The 15039-nt window shown below is 65.1% G+C and carries 14 protein-coding genes and 2 pseudogenes; 6 read left to right on the top strand and 10 right to left on the bottom strand.

From position 1 onward, the window contains the following. The first annotated feature begins 14 nt into the window (after positions 1–14). The 3 genes from IEW87_RS12625 to IEW87_RS12615 are packed head-to-tail and all read left to right on the top strand — an operon-like array spanning position 15 to position 3045. Entirely contained in the window at positions 15–1079 is a 1065-nt protein-coding gene (locus tag IEW87_RS12625; RefSeq protein WP_229731149.1) for an ABC transporter ATP-binding protein, read from the top strand. Between the two features lie 8 nt (positions 1080–1087). Beyond that, the gene (locus tag IEW87_RS12620; protein ID WP_188712529.1) at positions 1088–2104 is read left to right on the top strand and encodes an ABC transporter ATP-binding protein; all 1017 of its coding nucleotides are present in this window, start codon (positions 1088–1090) and stop codon (positions 2102–2104) included. After that, the gene (locus IEW87_RS12615; protein ID WP_188712528.1) at positions 2101–3045 is read left to right on the top strand and encodes a PDR/VanB family oxidoreductase; all 945 of its coding nucleotides are present in this window, start codon (positions 2101–2103) and stop codon (positions 3043–3045) included. The genes IEW87_RS12620 and IEW87_RS12615 overlap by 4 nt, the downstream gene beginning before the upstream one ends. Before the next feature lie 18 nt (positions 3046–3063). Here IEW87_RS12615 and IEW87_RS12610 read toward each other — a convergent pair whose 3' ends face one another. From IEW87_RS12610 to IEW87_RS12595, 4 genes are all read right to left on the bottom strand, one after another. Beyond that, a complete protein-coding gene (locus tag IEW87_RS12610; RefSeq protein WP_188712527.1) occupies positions 3064–3732 on the bottom strand; it encodes an SGNH/GDSL hydrolase family protein in 669 nt (222 codons plus the stop codon). A 110-nt stretch (positions 3733–3842) separates the two neighbouring features. Continuing rightward, positions 3843–4664: a CPBP family intramembrane glutamic endopeptidase gene (locus IEW87_RS12605; protein WP_188712526.1), complete on the bottom strand. Its 822-nt coding sequence runs from the start codon at positions 4662–4664 to the stop codon at positions 3843–3845. A 109-nt stretch (positions 4665–4773) separates the two neighbouring features. Beyond that, the gene (locus IEW87_RS12600; protein WP_188712525.1) at positions 4774–5208 is read right to left on the bottom strand and encodes a DUF4345 domain-containing protein; all 435 of its coding nucleotides are present in this window, start codon (positions 5206–5208) and stop codon (positions 4774–4776) included. A 3-nt stretch (positions 5209–5211) separates the two neighbouring features. Continuing rightward, a complete protein-coding gene (locus tag IEW87_RS12595; RefSeq protein ID WP_188712524.1) occupies positions 5212–5880 on the bottom strand; it encodes a TetR/AcrR family transcriptional regulator in 669 nt (222 codons plus the stop codon). 133 nt (positions 5881–6013) lie between these two features. Between IEW87_RS12595 and IEW87_RS12590 the strand changes: the two genes are divergently transcribed. Then, on the top strand, positions 6014–6742 hold the full coding sequence (locus IEW87_RS12590; RefSeq protein ID WP_188712523.1) for a hypothetical protein: 729 nt from the start codon (positions 6014–6016) through the stop codon (positions 6740–6742). On the opposite strand, the gene IEW87_RS12585 is transcribed toward IEW87_RS12590, so the two are convergent. Together IEW87_RS12585 and IEW87_RS12580 are read right to left on the bottom strand one after the other, a co-directional pair. Further along, positions 6684–8306, bottom strand: coding sequence for an FtsX-like permease family protein (locus IEW87_RS12585; RefSeq protein ID WP_188712522.1), 1623 nt, complete (start codon positions 8304–8306; stop codon positions 6684–6686). The genes IEW87_RS12590 and IEW87_RS12585 overlap by 59 nt on opposite strands. A 77-nt stretch (positions 8307–8383) precedes the next feature. Then, positions 8384–8950, bottom strand: a pseudogene (locus IEW87_RS12580) (PhzF family phenazine biosynthesis protein); the annotation flags it as partial. 167 nt (positions 8951–9117) lie between these two features. Between IEW87_RS12580 and IEW87_RS12575 the strand changes: the two are divergent. Then, positions 9118–10436 (top strand): annotated as a pseudogene (locus tag IEW87_RS12575) (ISL3 family transposase). Between the two features lie 504 nt (positions 10437–10940). Here the strand turns inward: IEW87_RS12575 and soxR are convergent. Next, positions 10941–11456: a redox-sensitive transcriptional activator SoxR gene (gene soxR, locus IEW87_RS12570; RefSeq protein ID WP_188712520.1), complete on the bottom strand. Its 516-nt coding sequence runs from the start codon at positions 11454–11456 to the stop codon at positions 10941–10943. Positions 11457–11469: 13 nt separating this feature from the next. After that, on the bottom strand, positions 11470–12888 hold the full coding sequence (locus tag IEW87_RS12565) for an MFS transporter (RefSeq protein WP_229731148.1): 1419 nt from the start codon (positions 12886–12888) through the stop codon (positions 11470–11472). A gap of 327 nt (positions 12889–13215) precedes the next feature. Between IEW87_RS12565 and IEW87_RS12560 the strand changes: the two genes are divergently transcribed. After that, on the top strand, positions 13216–13725 hold the full coding sequence (locus tag IEW87_RS12560; protein ID WP_229731147.1) for a dihydrofolate reductase family protein: 510 nt from the start codon (positions 13216–13218) through the stop codon (positions 13723–13725). Positions 13726–13842: 117 nt separating this feature from the next. Here IEW87_RS12560 and IEW87_RS12555 read toward each other — a convergent pair whose 3' ends face one another. Continuing rightward, positions 13843–14430: a TetR/AcrR family transcriptional regulator gene (locus tag IEW87_RS12555; RefSeq protein WP_188712518.1), complete on the bottom strand. Its 588-nt coding sequence runs from the start codon at positions 14428–14430 to the stop codon at positions 13843–13845. Then, positions 14427–14843 (bottom strand): DUF4267 domain-containing protein, encoded by a 417-nt coding sequence (locus IEW87_RS12550; protein ID WP_229731146.1) that lies wholly within the window; start codon positions 14841–14843, stop codon positions 14427–14429. Before IEW87_RS12550 ends, IEW87_RS12555 begins: the two co-directional genes overlap by 4 nt. Positions 14844–15039 lie beyond the last annotated feature (196 nt).

The following is a 15039-nucleotide window of genomic DNA, read 5'->3' as shown; positions in this document are numbered from 1 at the left end:
AGGAGGTGCGTCGGATGCGCCGTTTCACCCGTTCTGTCTCCGACAGCACCGTCACCGATGCCGTGCTGCCAGCCAGCGATGCTGAGCCCGTCCTTGATGTCCGAGACCTGACCTGCCACCTGCCGACGTCTCGCGGTCTCGCGAAGGCCGTCGACGGCGTGAGCTTCCAGGTGCACCGCGGTCAAACGGTCGGCATCGCCGGCGAGTCGGGATCCGGCAAGAGCATGCTGGTGCGCAGCATCATGGGCCTCACGCCGCGTGACGCGATCCGGGGCGGCAGCGTGCGGTTCGGTGGGGACGATCTCCTGTCGCTGTCGCACGAGGAGCTGCGTCGTCATCTCGGACGCGACATCGCGATGGTGTTCCAGGATCCGATGACCGCTCTCAACCCCGTCGTGCCGATCGCGCGACAGATGACGGAGGCTCCGCGTCGGCGTCTTGGAATGAGCCGAGCTGACGCGACGGCCCGTGCACTCGAACTCCTCGAGCTCGTGGGCATCCCGGAGGCGAAGAAGCGCTTGCGTCAATACCCGCACCAGCTGTCGGGCGGGATGCGGCAGCGTGTGACGATTGCCGTCGCCCTCGCGTGCGACCCTGACCTGCTGATCGCAGACGAGGCGACCACTGCGCTGGACGTGACCGTGCAGAAGCAGATCCTCGACCTGCTCCAAGAGATCCAGCGGGAGCGGAACATGGCCATGATCATGGTCAGTCACGACATCGGCGTTCTCGCCGGTCGCACCGACGAGCTGATCGTGATGTACGGCGGCCGCGTCATGGAGCGTGCGACCACGCCGACGCTGTTCGCACGCCATCAGCATCCGTACACGAGGGCGCTGCTTGAGGCGGTACCGCGGATGAATCAGCCCCGGCACAGCCGTCTGCGCGCGATCCCCGGCGTCCCACCGGACCCGTCCGCGGAAATGGCGGGCTGCCGGTTCGCGCCGCGTTGCCCGGCCGTGATGGATCGCTGCCACGAGCAGGTCCCGTCCCTTGTGGTGGGAGCCGCGACTGAGCACGAGTACGCGTGTTTCCTGCCCGTGACGAGTGCTGGCGATCCCGAAGGACGAACGGAGTGAACGCGGTCATGACACCGACAGCAGAACGTCCGCTGCTGGAAGTCGAGCAGTTGCGCCAAAGCTTCAAGGTGCCCGGTGGCGTCGTGTCCGCTGTCGCCGACGTGAGCTTCGACGTCCGGCGCGGAGAGACCCTTGGACTCGTGGGGGAGTCGGGGTGCGGCAAGTCGACGCTCGCGCGTTCACTGGTGCACTTGCCCGGTCCGACCGCGGGCTCCGTGAGGTTTGATGGCGAGGAGACGGTCGGAGCCTCACCGCGCCGCATGCGGAAGGTGCTGCGTCGCATGCAGATGATCTTCCAGGATCCGATCTCTGCGCTGAATCCGCGCCGCCGGGTCAAGGATGTCATCGCCGAGGGCCTCGCGATTCGCGGGGTCTCCGTGGCCGAGACGCGCCGGCGCGTGGAGCAGGTGATGCGCGAGGTCGGTCTCGACCCGGAGCGCATGGGCGAGCGGCGGCCCGGAGAATTTTCGGGTGGACAGTGCCAGCGCATCGCGATCGCTCGCGCGATGGTGCTCGAGCCCGAGCTGCTCATCTGTGATGAACCGGTGTCCGCGCTCGATGTCTCCGTCCAGGCGCAGGTGCTCAACGTGCTCGAGGACATGCGCAGCACCCGCAATCTCGCGATGCTGTTCATCGCGCACGATCTCTCCGTGGTCCGCAACGTCAGCGACCGCGTCGCCGTGATGTATCTCGGACGGATCGTCGAGATGGGTGACGCCGATGAGGTCTATCGCGCGCCCGCGCATCCGTATACGCGAGCGCTGGTCGATTCCGTGCCGGATCCGGATCCTCGCGCGCCGATCAGAGACACGCGTCTCTCGGGAGAACTGCCGTCGCCGCTCGACCCGCCGAGCGGATGCCGCTTCCGCACGCGTTGTCCGATGGCGCAGCCGCGATGCGCGGTCGAGGAGCCGGAGCTTGGCCCCGTGTCCGAGACGAACGGAGACGCTCGTACGGTCGCGTGTCATTTCCCGCTTGTCGGGGCCGCACACGACGACACAGCCACGGAAGGGGCGTCACGATGAGCGCAGACCGGATCGACGTCGTGGTCGAGTGCAAGGAGTCGATCGCGGACGACGCGGTACGCGTCCGATTGCAGTGCGCGAGCGGCGATCCGCTCCCCGCGTGGGAGCCGGGCGCGCACATCGACGTGGCCCTGCCCGGGGATCTGCTTCGGCAGTTCTCCCTCTGCGGGGATCCGACTGACCTGTCGTCATACGAGATCGCCGTGCGACGCGAGGCGGATGGACGCGGCGGCTCCGCCCTCATTCACGATCGCCTGCGCGCAGGCGATGGCGTGCAGATCAGTGTGCCGCGCAACCACTTCGCCCTGGATGACGCCGAGAGATACGTGTTCATCGCCGGCGGCATCGGCATCACGCCGATCCTGCCGATGATCGCGGTGGCCCAAGCGCAGGGGCGGGAGTGGGAACTCGCGTACTGCGGCGGCTCACAGCGTTCGATGCCGTTCGCCGCCGATCTCGCGGATGCATACGGTGATCGGGTGCGACTGTACCCGTCAGACGAGGGGCGTCGACTGGATCTGGTCGAGCTGCTAGGCCGATGCGACGACGCGACGGCGGTGTACTGCTGCGGTCCGACGCGTATGCTCGATGCCGCTGTCGAGCATGCACGGGAGCGCGCATACGACGGAGTGCGTGTCGAGCGATTCACACCGATCGAGGTCACGGAGTCGGACGTGGAGTTCGAGGTCGAACTCGACACAACAGGGGAGGTGCTGCCGGTTCCGGCGGGGCGTTCGATCCTTTCCGTCGTTCGCGAGGCCGGTGTGGAAATCGAGTCGTCCTGCGAGGAGGGCACCTGCGGCACCTGCGAGACCGTCGTCTTCGAGGGGGAGCCTGAACATCGTGATGCGGTGCTGAGCGACCTCGAACGAGAGTTCGGTGACACGATGATGATCTGCGTCTCCCGTTGCCGCGGAGGGCGTCTCGTTCTGGACCTGTGAACACGACGAATGACCGGGTCAGTCGGCGTTCCGGGACGCGGCGGAATCACGCACGGCCTCGCCGATCGCCTCCCCAATCACGCGCGCGCCCGCTTCGGTGGGATGGATCCCGTCGTAGCTCATCTCGTCCGCGTATCCGTCGCCGTCGCGGAGGTCGGCCGCGGAATCCACCCATACCCAGTCCTGCTGGTGCGCGAGGTCTTCGAGGGAGGAATTCAGCTCGGCGGCGCCGCCAAGAGAGAAGGCATTGGGGGGAATCGACGAGAGCACGACCTCGTCGATCTCCGCGGTTTCGGTGATGTCGGCAAGGTGCCTGCCGACCTCTTCGTGCGGCGTCCATGCCGCATCGTTCGTCCCCGCGAGGATGACAAGCACGTCCGCGTCGAACGGCCCCGTCACGCCCTGCGCCATCGCCTCCGCCGAGGCACCCCATTCGGCCCAGCCGCCGACGAAGTCCACCTCCGGTCCGACCGCGTAACTGACCCACGATTGCGGCCCCGGAACGCCGCCCGCGAAGTCTCGACTGTCGCCATCGGTGATCGAATCGCCGACGGCCGCCATGCGAATCGCGTCAGGTTCGGGATCCGCCATCTCCGGAGGATCCTCGCGTGGCGGCGGAGTGCTGCACCCGGCCACCGCGAGGCAGCACGAAACCGCGATGGTCGCCGCGGCCGCTCGTCGTGCCATCACTCCACGGTAGGTGCACTTGTGGTGAACCGGCGCGGGTTGATGCGGATTTTTCTGAGCTGAAGGAGGGCGCCCTCCAAGAGAAAAGCGAGGCGCGGCCGTGGCCTCTGCTACGCAGGTGAGGAGGGGTCGCGCGGAGACCCGTCCATCGCTCGCGCCGACATCCGTCGACGCCAGGGGGCGAGGGCCCTCACGATCACCGCCACCGCGAGCATCGCCATGGCGGCGACGAGAGCGGGGAGGGTGGTGGCGAGCGGCTCGTCGGGCGCGGCGAGGCTCGCGATGCCGAGGTTCACGCCGAGATGAATCACGACTGCGGGCAGCATGCGCTGCCAGACGGATCCGTCGAACAGCGTGAAGATGGCGAGACTCATGAGCGTCGCGGTGACCGCGAACGTCAGGAGCGGGATCGGCCCCAGAGACCAGTAACCGAGGTGCGTCGCGCCGAAGAGGAAGCCCGCGATCGTGGCGACGACGATCGGCGGAGCGAGGCGCTCGCCGGCGCGCTGCACGACGCCGCGCCAGCCGAGTTCCTCGCTCAGGACGCCGAGCGCTTGGAGCGGGAGGAACGCCCAGAGCGGGGACGCGATCCCCGGCGCATCCCACGAGGGAACTCGGTCGGTGAGTGCGGCCAGCGTCACGATGAACACGATCACCGCGACGCACGCGGCGACTGTCGCTGCCGCGACGCGCAACGCTCGCACCGGCGACCACCACGGTGGCATCCACGACGGTCGAACGACCACCACGAGGCTCGCGAACGCCGGAGCGAGCATCACGAACGAGATCAGCTCGAAGGGGATACGCAGCGCAGCCTGCGCGATCGGGGCCAGCGCCGCGAACAGCGCCAGCAAGACGATCCAGGTAGCGAGGAGCAGACCGGGGCGCGCTCGGTGCGAGTGTGCCGCTGCGCCTTCTCGTCCGGTTCGCACGGCATCAGCGTAGCGGGTCGACAAGTCGCCCTCACAGGATCGGCATCGTGCCCGGGCTTCGCGTCATCGGGACCGGTCGCCACGGCTCCCATTGTGTCCCTACTGAACGTCAGCGGCGGCGCGCCGCCATCCTCCGTCGAACGGCAATCAGCACCGGTGGCAGGAGCAGTTCGCTGACCGTCAGGGCTTCAAAGAGCCGATGGGGTCGGCCGCTGGTGCGCATGGCGGCCAGACGGGCGAAGCCGCCGAGGAACATCGTCGCGCAGACGGCCCTGAGTCGGCGTTCGTCGAGGTCAGGGTCGCGGGCCAGACGCCAAGCGGCCGGGCCTTGGGCGGCCCACCAGACCGCATAGAAGCGCAGCGCGCTGTCATTGCTCGCCACGGTCGGAGCGCCACCGGGAATGCTGGCGGTGCCGCGCAGGGCGACCAGAAGGCCAGTGCCAGTGGCTATCGTTCCCAGAATGGCGAGTACGGTGCGAATCACCCCCGCCGAGAGCTCAGGTTCCATCGAGTCCGGGGAACTGCGCCGTGGCGTGGTCTTCATGAACTACTCCTTGTGGTCCGCGTTGAACGTAACGCTAGTGAAGAGTTCGACGTGCTGCAGGACGTCGGCGCGTGCCTGCGTCCGCTCCTCCGGGGTCGCATCCGCGTGGAGGTGCATCACGCGAGCAAGCCCGATCGGGCCAGTGAAGGAGAACGCGAGCCGTTCGGCCGGCCCGAGATGTGCGGGTAGCCATCCGGCAGCGAGCCAGTCGTCGAAGAGGCTGGTGACATATGCGCGCATGCCGACCAGGGCCGTGCGGAGCGCGTCGCTGTGCATCAGCCCGTCGCGGGTCACGAGGCTGATTAGGAGTCGCGCCTCCTCGCGGTCCCAGTGCTCAAGAAAATCGCTGACCATTTTCGCGAGGAACCGCGGGGGATCGGTTTCGGCGAGCATGGAGGCGATGGCGGTGTGTGAATCCGTCGAGCCTTGTGGTCCGAATCTGGCGAGAGTGGCTTCGAAGAGGGCCTGTTTGCTCGTGAAGTGAGCGTAGAGCGCGCTCTCGCTGAGGCCCACCTCTCGGGCGATCGCGCGGGTCGAAGTTCCCGTGAAGCCGTGCCGCGCGAACAGTCGCACCGCGGCCCGGGTGATCTCCGCCTTGGTGTCGCCGGAGTCGGCTTTCCGGGGACGGCCCGGTCGTCGACGTGCGGGCGTGCCCTGCGGCAACGTGTCCATCGGCTGTTTTCCTCGGTGTCGCGGATGAGCTTCCGTTGACAATAATAGAGCAATCGCTTAGTTTTAGTCGTGCCATCGCCTGAGATCGCGCCAGGAGCCGGTCGCACGAGAGGAGCAGCCGATGAAACCAGACATGGTGCGGCACGACGACCGGCCGGTCTTCGGTGAGCCGAGCACGGATCTCTTTCTGTACGCCGGCTGGTGCGTCGACCCCCCGAGGAGGCTGCCGTTCGTGAGGCGCAGTGCCAAGCGGCAGAGGATGGTCGAACGCTGCCGCGAATTTGCCGCGGCAGCCGAGGGCCGCGAGGGAGTGGTCACGGCAACCGCGTATGAGACCGAGCTCATTCCGCCGTTGCCCGATATCCCTCGCTACGACGTGCTCATGCTCATCCGAACTCGCACTTTGGATGCACTGCATCGGGCCGAAGCGAGCGTGCGAGGCCTTGCCCCCGACTTCGTCATGCCAGCCCGGAACAGCCGACGAATCGGAGACACCGACCGCACCCGCCGGGCGAGCTTCCTGTTCAACCACTTCGCCGCGCAACGCCCCGCCGTGGCGATCGAAGCGTTCGATCAGGTAGCGGGCTGGTTCCCCGACAAGTTGGGCGTCGACAACACCACCCTGCTTCAGCCCGTCGACGAGGCGGCAGTTCCTTATGCGTTCGTGAACTACGTCCGCGTCCCCGGCAGCGCGCGCGGCTTTATGCTCGACATGCTCACCCGGCCCAGCTTCCACACCCACGTGCGGCGGATCCTGCGGACGTATGACATGTCCGCACTGCCCTTGTTGGCGAAACCGGCGATCACCGCGCCGCCAGGCCGATCGCCGGCGGCACACGACTCGCGGTCCGCATGGGAATAGTCGCTGCGAGCAGCGCGGCCACGACGACGCCGACAACAAGCGCCGCGAGTGCGATGATCGGCGGGGGACCGGCGGCCATCCCGAGCACTCGCAGGGCGAGCAGACCGTAGACCACGCCGACCAGGGTGCCGAGCACGGCGCCCACGAGCGCGGCGAGCGCGGCCTCGGCTGCGACCGACCGGCGGGGTGCGGATCGGCTGAGGCCGAGAGCGCGGAGGAGCGCGAGTTCCTGGCGTCGCTCCGCCACGGACAGCGCCAGCGTGACGAGCACGCCGATGAGCGCGACGAACAGGGTGACGCCGATCATCGACGAGCCGACGACCTGCCCAATCAGGATCACCTGCTCGATCCCCTCACGCACGTCCGACGCCCAGTAGACGACGGTGCCGACGTCGACGGCGTCCTGCACGGCGGTGCGCAGCGACTCGAGACTCGACCCGACGGCCGGGTCGATGAGGATTTCCGTCTCGCCGACGCGCGCCTCAATCGCCGGATGTGCGGCCAGTTCCTGTGCGAATGACTCCGGATCGGACACGTCCGACGTCAGGATGAGCGCCTCCGTGGGGAAGTTTCGCTCGAGATCGAGCCGGGCATCTTCGGTCGCCCCCGCCACACCGACGGTCAGCGCGGCCGTGAGGCCGACGCCGAGCGTCAGGACCGTCGTCATGGACGCCGTGCGGCGCGAGGCGCGGCGGGCGTTCGCAAGCGTGAGACGGATCGGCGCCGAGCGAACGGCTGCGGGCCGCAGCAGGCGCGCCGCCGATCGGATCAGGAACGGACCCACGGCGACGAGTGCGACGAAGAGGAGGATCCCGCTGAGCGCGGCGAGACCGAGCCCCATGAACTCGTCGGTGCGCGCGATGAGCGTACCGCCGGCGGCCGCGGCGATGGCGGTGAACGACAGGACTCCCGCGAGGGCCAGGCGCGCACCGAGGCGAACAGGCCGAGATTCCGACGACCGCGCGTTCGTCAGTGACTGCACAGGCGAGGCGCGGCTGGCTTCACGGGCCGCGGGCAGTGCCGCGACGACGGATCCGAGGATCGCGAGGGCGATGCTCGCGGCGAGGCCGATCGGGGACGAAACGAACGGGGCGTCGACGAGTCCGGCGCTCCGGGCGATCTCGACGAGCGCTGCCGATCCGGCGAACCCGATCGCCGCTCCGACCACTCCGCCGATCAGACCGATCGCCGCCGCCTCGGACAGCACCAGGCGACGGACCTGAACGCTCGTGGCACCGACGGTGCGCAGGAGGGCGAGCTCGGCGGCGCGACGTCCGAGCAGGATCCGGAAGGTCGATCCGACGATCACGAGCGCGGAGATCACGGCGAGGCCGACGAATACCACCAGCGCCCCGAACACTCCGACGCTCGAATCGGTGACGGTGCGCACCTCTGCGGCGCGCGCCTCGTCGCCGGCAAGCACGGTGGCGTCGTCGTCGACGAGCGCGGCGACGGCATCGACGTCGATATCGCCGGTCGCCAGGATCCGCGCCGTCATCATCGCGTCGCCGAGCGCCGCGGCGTCCTCCTCGTGGATGAGGCACGCACGATAACTACAACACAAAATAAACGCTGCAGGTCGTGTACGAGATGCTAATGGTTGACGGAGCCAGAGAGAACGACCTCTGTTCGCCCGCCGACTCAGACTTTACGGTGACTTTCAGTGACATGGATGCGTCCATGCCTTCCCATCGTGGTGCCCTGCGCGGCGACGTAAGGCGCGTTAAAGTTGCCGGTGCCGATAAGCCATTCGGCGGCTGCGGCGCTCAAACTGCCGGTCACTGGATCTTCTCGCAGCGGTTCAACAACATCGGTGAAGAACGCTCGCAACTCTAGTAACGTCGCCGACTCGGGGTTATGGGCACCGATAACTCCGATATCCCAGCGGCCTGTATGCTTTGACGTATCGGGGTGCAGCTTCAATACAGTGTCAGCGTGATCGAGTAGAAGGCCCACCCAGCCAGGCCAGTTGTCAAGCCACTCCGCTTCCAGGACCTGCTCATGTTCGATCCCGAGAATCTCAATCAGGGTTTCTAGCATCTCTGAATCGACGGGGCCGGAGCGCAATCGAGGAGGCGCTGAGAAGTAGAGTACGTCGCCTTCGATGCGGATGGGTACTAGCCCCGCGCTGCACTCCTGAATCACCAGATTTGGAGTTGCCGGAACGCCCCCTGCATCTAGCCAGGCTCGCGCAGTTCCCAGGGTGGATGGCCTGCAAAAGGTAGTTCAGAATTGAGGCTGAATATGCGCACACTATAGTGGCTCTTGGGGCATCCGGTAGGGGCGACGCGCGCGGAGTGGGGTCCGCCGGGTAGGGGTCGAGGTCCCCGAGGATCAGAAGCGCTAACTCTCTGATCGATCACGAGGACCTCGACGTGTCTCACGATACTTCCGCGCGCCCGAACGCTCCCAAGCCCACCGCCCCGTGCGGACGATGCGATCTGTGCTCGGAATCGACAGCGTCCATGTCGAACGCGTTGACCGTGGCGAGAACGTGATGACGATCACGGTGTCGACATCGCCGGGACTGACGGGATGCCCGGATTGCGGCGTGATCGCGGTGGGGCGCGGGCGTCGCGTTCGTGTGCTGCGCGACGTTCCCGGCGACGTCCGGGTCGAGTTGCGGTGGCGGCAACGTGTGTGGCGATGCGAGGAGCCGGGGTGCGCGCGCCGCGTGTTCGTCGAGGACGTGCCCGCTCTCGTCGCGCGCCGCGGATCGATCACCCGCCGCGCGATCTCGTGGGCGATCGGACAGCTTCGCCGCGAACACGCAACCGTCCGCGGCCTCGCCCGACAGATCGGAACATCGTGGAAGACGCTCTGGCGTGCGCTCCGCCCGGTCCTCGAGGACATCGTCGGCGACGAGGGCCGCTTCGCCGGAGTGAGAACCCTCGGCGTCGATGAACACGTCTGGCATCACGTCGACCCACGCAGGCGCGGCCCGAAGGAGCTGACCGGGATGGTCGATCTCACTCGTGATGCGGACGGCGTCACGCATGCGCGGCTGCTCGATCTCGTCCCCGGCCGGTCAGGGAAGGCCTACGCGGGCTGGCTGAAGGACCGCAGCCCGGCGTTTCGCGACAGCGTCGAGGTCGCCGCGCTCGACCCGTTCGCGGGCTACAAGACCGCGATCGATGACCACCTCGATGACGCGACCGCGGTGCTCGACGCGTTCCACGTCGTGAAGCTCGGCACTGCCGCGGTCGACGAGGTGCGGCGGCGCGTCCAGCAGGAGACTCTCGGGCATTGCGGCCGGAAGGGCGACCCGCTCTATGGCATCCAGACCGCCCTCCGTGCCGGACGCGAACGCCTCACCGAGAAGCAGCACGCCCGCCTCGCGCGTGCGATCGAGGCCGACCCCGCGCACGAGGAGGTGTTCATCGCCTGGCAGTGCGCTCAGCAGCTGCGGTCCGCGTATCGGCAGGAAGATCTCACCGCGGGACGCAGGATCGCGGAGAAGGTCGTCGCGTCGTTCTCGTCGTGCCCGATCCCGGAGATCGCCAGGCTCGGCCGGACCTTGAAACGCTGGAAGGACGCATTCCTCGCGTACTTCACCACCAAGCGAGCGAACAACGGCGGCACCGAGGCCATCAACGGGATCATCGAACTCCACCGCCGCCTCGCCCGCGGGTTCCGCAACCGAGACAACTATCGACTCCGCATGCTCCTCGCCGCCAGCGGACTCACCCCATGACCCCTACCGGATGTCCCAAGAGCCGTATAACTTGACATCGACGCTGAGGGCGAGCGGTTCGTCCAGCCAGTTCATCAACGTCCCTGTGCCATCCTCCCTGGGTGGAGGATCTGGGTGAACTCGGAATAGAGCTGTCCGACCATCCTTCCTCATCGAACTGGTCCGCAAGAAATGCGGCGTGTCGCCAGAAAAACTAGTCGACCGAGAAGCCCGTGTCGACATAGATCGTCGTGAACATGATGCGTCACTCGGGTTCGCTGCCGCAGAGCACGTTCACTCCCAGCGTCACGACGTCCCCGAGCGAGATGGGGCGTTCTCCGAATTCTCCGAATAGGATGGCGGAGCCGTCGCGTACAACGAAGATCTTCGCACAGTTATACATTACTTGTGCGATTGGACGATGGATCGTGCTGGTGCGAGCAATCAGCGGAAAGAACCCCGACTCATGCAAGCTGAACCGGCCCCTCTTCGAAGCCCCCACAGCATTTCCTGTCACTAGCAGTCCTACGGGAACGCGGTTCCATGAGAGTCGTGCTCATCTCGGATTCTTACGGGACCGGGACCTAATGGTTGTAGAGCATCATCGGGATTGAGAAGTAGGCACGCTTTCATTGAAAGACAGCCGCATCCAATGCATCCGGTGAGTTCACGTTCCAAAGATTCGAGCTGACGGCGACGGGCTTCGAGCTGACGCTTCCAAATCCGGGAGACACTCTGCCAATTCTTGTGAGTCGGAGCGTGCTTGGATGGGAGCTGCTGGAAGATCTCTGCAACATCAGCGAGCGGTATACCCAGCCGCTTTGCGACGAGAATCAAGGAAATTCGACGAAGCATGTGGCGTTCGTAGACTCGCTGGTTCGACGAGTTTCGCGAACTTAGGATGAGACCTTTGCGTTCGTAGAAGTGCAGTGCGGAGGCTGGTACTCCGGTTCGCCGGATGACTTCGCCAACGGTTAGTGGCGTTGATGGATCGATGTGAAGACTGGCGGGCGAGTCGGAATCATCAGTGATTTTAAACATTGCTCCTGCGATCTTATGTAAGATGTCGCCGAGTGCGTCCGAATAGAAGGACAGCAACGACGATTGACAGGACTAGACAAACGGCACCGATCACAGTTTGTGTCAGGTGCCAGGCGGTAGTGAATGCCTCGACCTCGACCTGAGAGTCCGAGCCGTTGCGGGAACCGAGGTTACCGGCGGCAACCTCTGATGCGTGACCAGAATCGGTAAGTTGACTTGCGAGGAATCCAAAGAGTAACGCGCTGAAGACCGCGATAACTAGAGCTTCAGCAGCACCTCGAAGGGTGTTAAGGAACCCGGCTGCTGTGCCTACTAACCGCGCTGGAACCAACGACATCGCCTGTCCATCTGTGATGCCAAACGACGTACCCATGCCAATCCCGATGAGCAGCAGGGGTGCTGCGACGAGCGCAGTTGTGTTTTCTGGGCCAAGGAGCAGTAAGCCGAAGTTGCCAGTGACTACCAGCGTCAGCGCAACAAGAATGAGAAGTCGCGCCGAGACGCCGCGATTGACCAGCGTTACAGCGACGATCGGAGCGACAAGCACGGGAGCGGTCAGCAACAGCATCGTCAGGCCTGCTTTGACAGGCGTGCTCCCGGCAGCAGTCTGGAGGTATGTCGGCAAGAACACCAGCGCGCCGAGAAAGCCAATCGAGGTAGTGAGTGTTGCCAGACACCACCCCATGAACGCACGGTGCCCTACAAGTTCAGGAGCCAGAATCGGTGCTGCACTGTGTCGCTGCACGAACGAGAAAGCGATGAATGCGGCCGTGCCGACAGCGAGTGATCCCCAAACCAGCGGATGACCCCAGCCGAGTTCAGGACCTTCGAGGAGTACGAGCATGAACGCGCTCAGCACGATAACAAAGAGCACACTACCGACCCAGTCGGCGCGGCCTTCGTCAGCGCGCGATTCATTTAGACGACTCGCACCACACACGACCAGGACTCCGACAACCGCGAACGCGACAAAACTTCCACGCCAACCTGTCGCAGATATCAGAGCGCCGACGATCGTCGGACCGATGGCGATACCAACGCCCGCCATAGTTCCCATGAAAGCGAAGGCTCGATTTCTGGCGGCACCCTCGTAGTTCGATGCGAGTAGTGCGCCACCAGACGCCATAACTCCCGCGCCGCCGACGCCCGAAATGATGCGCGCCGCGTCGAGGATCAGAATCGACTGTGACGATGCCGTCAGGATGAATCCCGCCGAAAACACGGCCGCTGAGATGATAAAAATCCGGCGCCTGCCTACGCGATCTGCTGCTGCGCCGGCAACGAGTGTGATCGCAGCGAACGCGAGATTATAACCCGCAACTACCCAGTTCAATGGAGAGCCCGACACAGAAAGATCTTGACCGATGTTCGGCAGTGCAATCGCGGTGCCTGAGATCGACATCGCCACTAACGCGACACCAATCAAGACCACGGGTAAAATTAGCCGTGATGGTGAGCCGCGGGCTGATCGGGGCAGAGCGCCAGCGGACGTAGTGGGTGACACAGAATCCATTGCATAGGCCTTTCAGATCTTTCGAACGTTCCCGAATAGCAGTAGTCAAGCACCTCAACCTAAGTTAAGGTCAAACGGGGCTGCCGGGTTAGTTGCAGTTCGTGAGATGGCTGTTGCACCCGTAAACGCGATCCTTTTCCGTGTAGCTTCAGTTCAACGCCTTGAGGGGCCTGTAGCTGCCCCACCCGCCTCAGCATCTCGCTGGATGGCTTCTACACAGGTGTAGACGCAAGCCCCGAGCTCCCGATGGGGCGCGGCGGCGAGCGACTACATGAATGGTTCGCGCAAGACGTCGCGGATCGGGCGCAGCTCACAGTCGACGAGGTCCTGGCCCCCGAATTCGAGCGCACCGGCGCGATGATCATGGGTCGTGACAGCTACGACCACGCCGAGGCCCTGTGGGGCGAGCACCCGCCGTTCGAGATGCCCATCTTCGTGATGACGAGCCGCCTGCGCGAGGATGACGTGCGCGAGGGAACCGCCTTTCAGTTCGTCGACCGCATGGGCGCTGCGCTTGCGCGCGCCGTGCCGGAGGCGAACGGGAAAGCCGTCGGGCTGCACGGGGGCGGCGCAATCCGGCAGGGACTGCGCTCGGTAGCGTTGCACGAGCTGCAGCTGCACCTCGTTCCGGGGTTCCTCGGCAGGGGACGCCGACTGTTCTCGAACCTCGGTGACGGGCCCGTCGCAATGGAACTTATTCGGGTTGCTGAGGGGCCGGCGGTCATGCATCTCAAATATGGGGTGTGTGAGAGGTGACCGTCTCAGGGCGTGCAGCTATAGGGGTCGGGCCTCGGTGAGGTGACGGGTCGAGTGCGCGACGAACGGGGCGTTCCACTACACCCGGCCGCGCAGTTCGGACGGTCACGGTGCTTCTTACGACGAACTGTCGAGGCGTACGATCTCAGCGACACGGTGAATGTGGTGGTCTAGCCTGTCCGGAGGGATGCGTCCGGCGTCAAGCAGCGTTACGAGGCCGTGGCTGCATGCCCAGAACAGTTCGGCGCTGGCTTCGGCCACGCCTGGAGCCTCGCGAGCGATCACGCTTGCCAGTGCGTCGAAAGCTTTCTGCAGCTCTGGCGGAGTCTGGGGCTGGGCGAACGGCAGCTCGGTGGGGTGGGTGAACATTGCCTCGTAGAGGCGGGGGTGTGCTGTGCCAAAGTCGATGTACGCCCGGGCCAGATCCTCCAGCGGGGTGGCGCTCGCCGACTGTGAGACCGAGTTGATGCGGTGAGTTAGGGTGACGAATCCCTCGATGGCGATGGTGCGGATCAACTCGTCGCGGTTCTTGAAGTGCTGATAGATGACTGGCTGACTGTAGTCGATCGCGTCGGCTAGGCGTCGGGTGGTGACGGCATGCCAGCTCTCCTCTTCGGCAATCTGGAGGGCGGTGTCGAGGATCTGGCGGCGGCGCGCGAGGAAGCGGCGCTGCTTGCCACTGGCGCTCCGTTCGGGCGAAGTCATGCGTTGATCAGAAGGATTGCGCCGACGGTCATGATCGCTGCTGTCGTTCCGTGTATACCCCATGCGGCCTTGGTGTCGCCGCGTGCGGCCAGCACGATCGCCGCGTCCCCGACTGGGATGATTGCGAAGGCGAGCAGGATCCATCCAATCACGGTCGGAGGCGCCAGTAGAAGGAGGACGCCAGCTACGACGCCGGTTGTGAGGTCGCGGATGCCTTTGAGGCGGAGCCACGGTGTCGCGTCCTCGTGCGGCAGTGCGGGCAGCCCGAAAACTGTTGCCATCATGCGTGGCCGTACAAGGTAAAGAACGCCAATAGCGGCGATCGCGAGTCCTGCAAGTGCGGCAATCACGAGTCCCATGGTTTCCATCTCCCTCCTATCGTTGATAGTAATACTAGCGTCGACAGAAATCATATGTGCTTTCCGTTCCACTAAAGAGGGAACCGGAACTTAGGAGGCTGGGCTGCGTTGCGCGGCCCAGCGGTCGAGCCAGAGCAAACTTCCTCGCACGTTCGCGTTGGATAGAATCGTGACCTAAGCCGGGGTGTACTTTCCATTCCTTGCTGAAGCACACGAGATCACTATTGCACCCGTAAAGCGAGCCTGCTTC

The sequence above is a fragment of the Microbacterium faecale genome, from assembly GCF_014640975.1.
Classification (GTDB): Bacteria; Actinomycetota; Actinomycetes; order Actinomycetales; family Microbacteriaceae; genus Microbacterium; species Microbacterium faecale.
The sequence above is the reverse complement of the archived record's forward strand: the minus strand, read 5'-3'. Positions and strand labels throughout refer to the sequence as shown.

What these genes read in the sequence shown, in the direction of transcription:
- IEW87_RS12550 (WP_229731146.1), bottom strand. Translation starts at nt 14,843, where the DNA reads ATGATTTCTGTCGACGCTAGTATTACTATCAACGATAGGAGGGAGATG.
- IEW87_RS12625 (WP_229731149.1), top strand. Translation starts at nt 15, where the DNA reads ATGCGCCGTTTCACCCGTTCTGTCTCCGACAGCACCGTCACCGATGCC.
- IEW87_RS12610 (WP_188712527.1), bottom strand. Translation starts at nt 3,732, where the DNA reads ATGGCACGACGAGCGGCCGCGGCGACCATCGCGGTTTCGTGCTGCCTC.
- IEW87_RS12555 (WP_188712518.1), bottom strand. Translation starts at nt 14,430, where the DNA reads ATGACTTCGCCCGAACGGAGCGCCAGTGGCAAGCAGCGCCGCTTCCTC.
- IEW87_RS12615 (WP_188712528.1), top strand. Translation starts at nt 2,101, where the DNA reads ATGAGCGCAGACCGGATCGACGTCGTGGTCGAGTGCAAGGAGTCGATC.
- IEW87_RS12600 (WP_188712525.1), bottom strand. Translation starts at nt 5,208, where the DNA reads ATGAAGACCACGCCACGGCGCAGTTCCCCGGACTCGATGGAACCTGAG.
- IEW87_RS12620 (WP_188712529.1), top strand. Translation starts at nt 1,088, where the DNA reads ATGACACCGACAGCAGAACGTCCGCTGCTGGAAGTCGAGCAGTTGCGC.
- soxR (WP_188712520.1), bottom strand. Translation starts at nt 11,456, where the DNA reads ATGTTTAAAATCACTGATGATTCCGACTCGCCCGCCAGTCTTCACATC.
- IEW87_RS12560 (WP_229731147.1), top strand. Translation starts at nt 13,216, where the DNA reads ATGGGGCGCGGCGGCGAGCGACTACATGAATGGTTCGCGCAAGACGTC.
- IEW87_RS12590 (WP_188712523.1), top strand. Translation starts at nt 6,014, where the DNA reads ATGGTGCGGCACGACGACCGGCCGGTCTTCGGTGAGCCGAGCACGGAT.
- IEW87_RS12595 (WP_188712524.1), bottom strand. Translation starts at nt 5,880, where the DNA reads ATGGACACGTTGCCGCAGGGCACGCCCGCACGTCGACGACCGGGCCGT.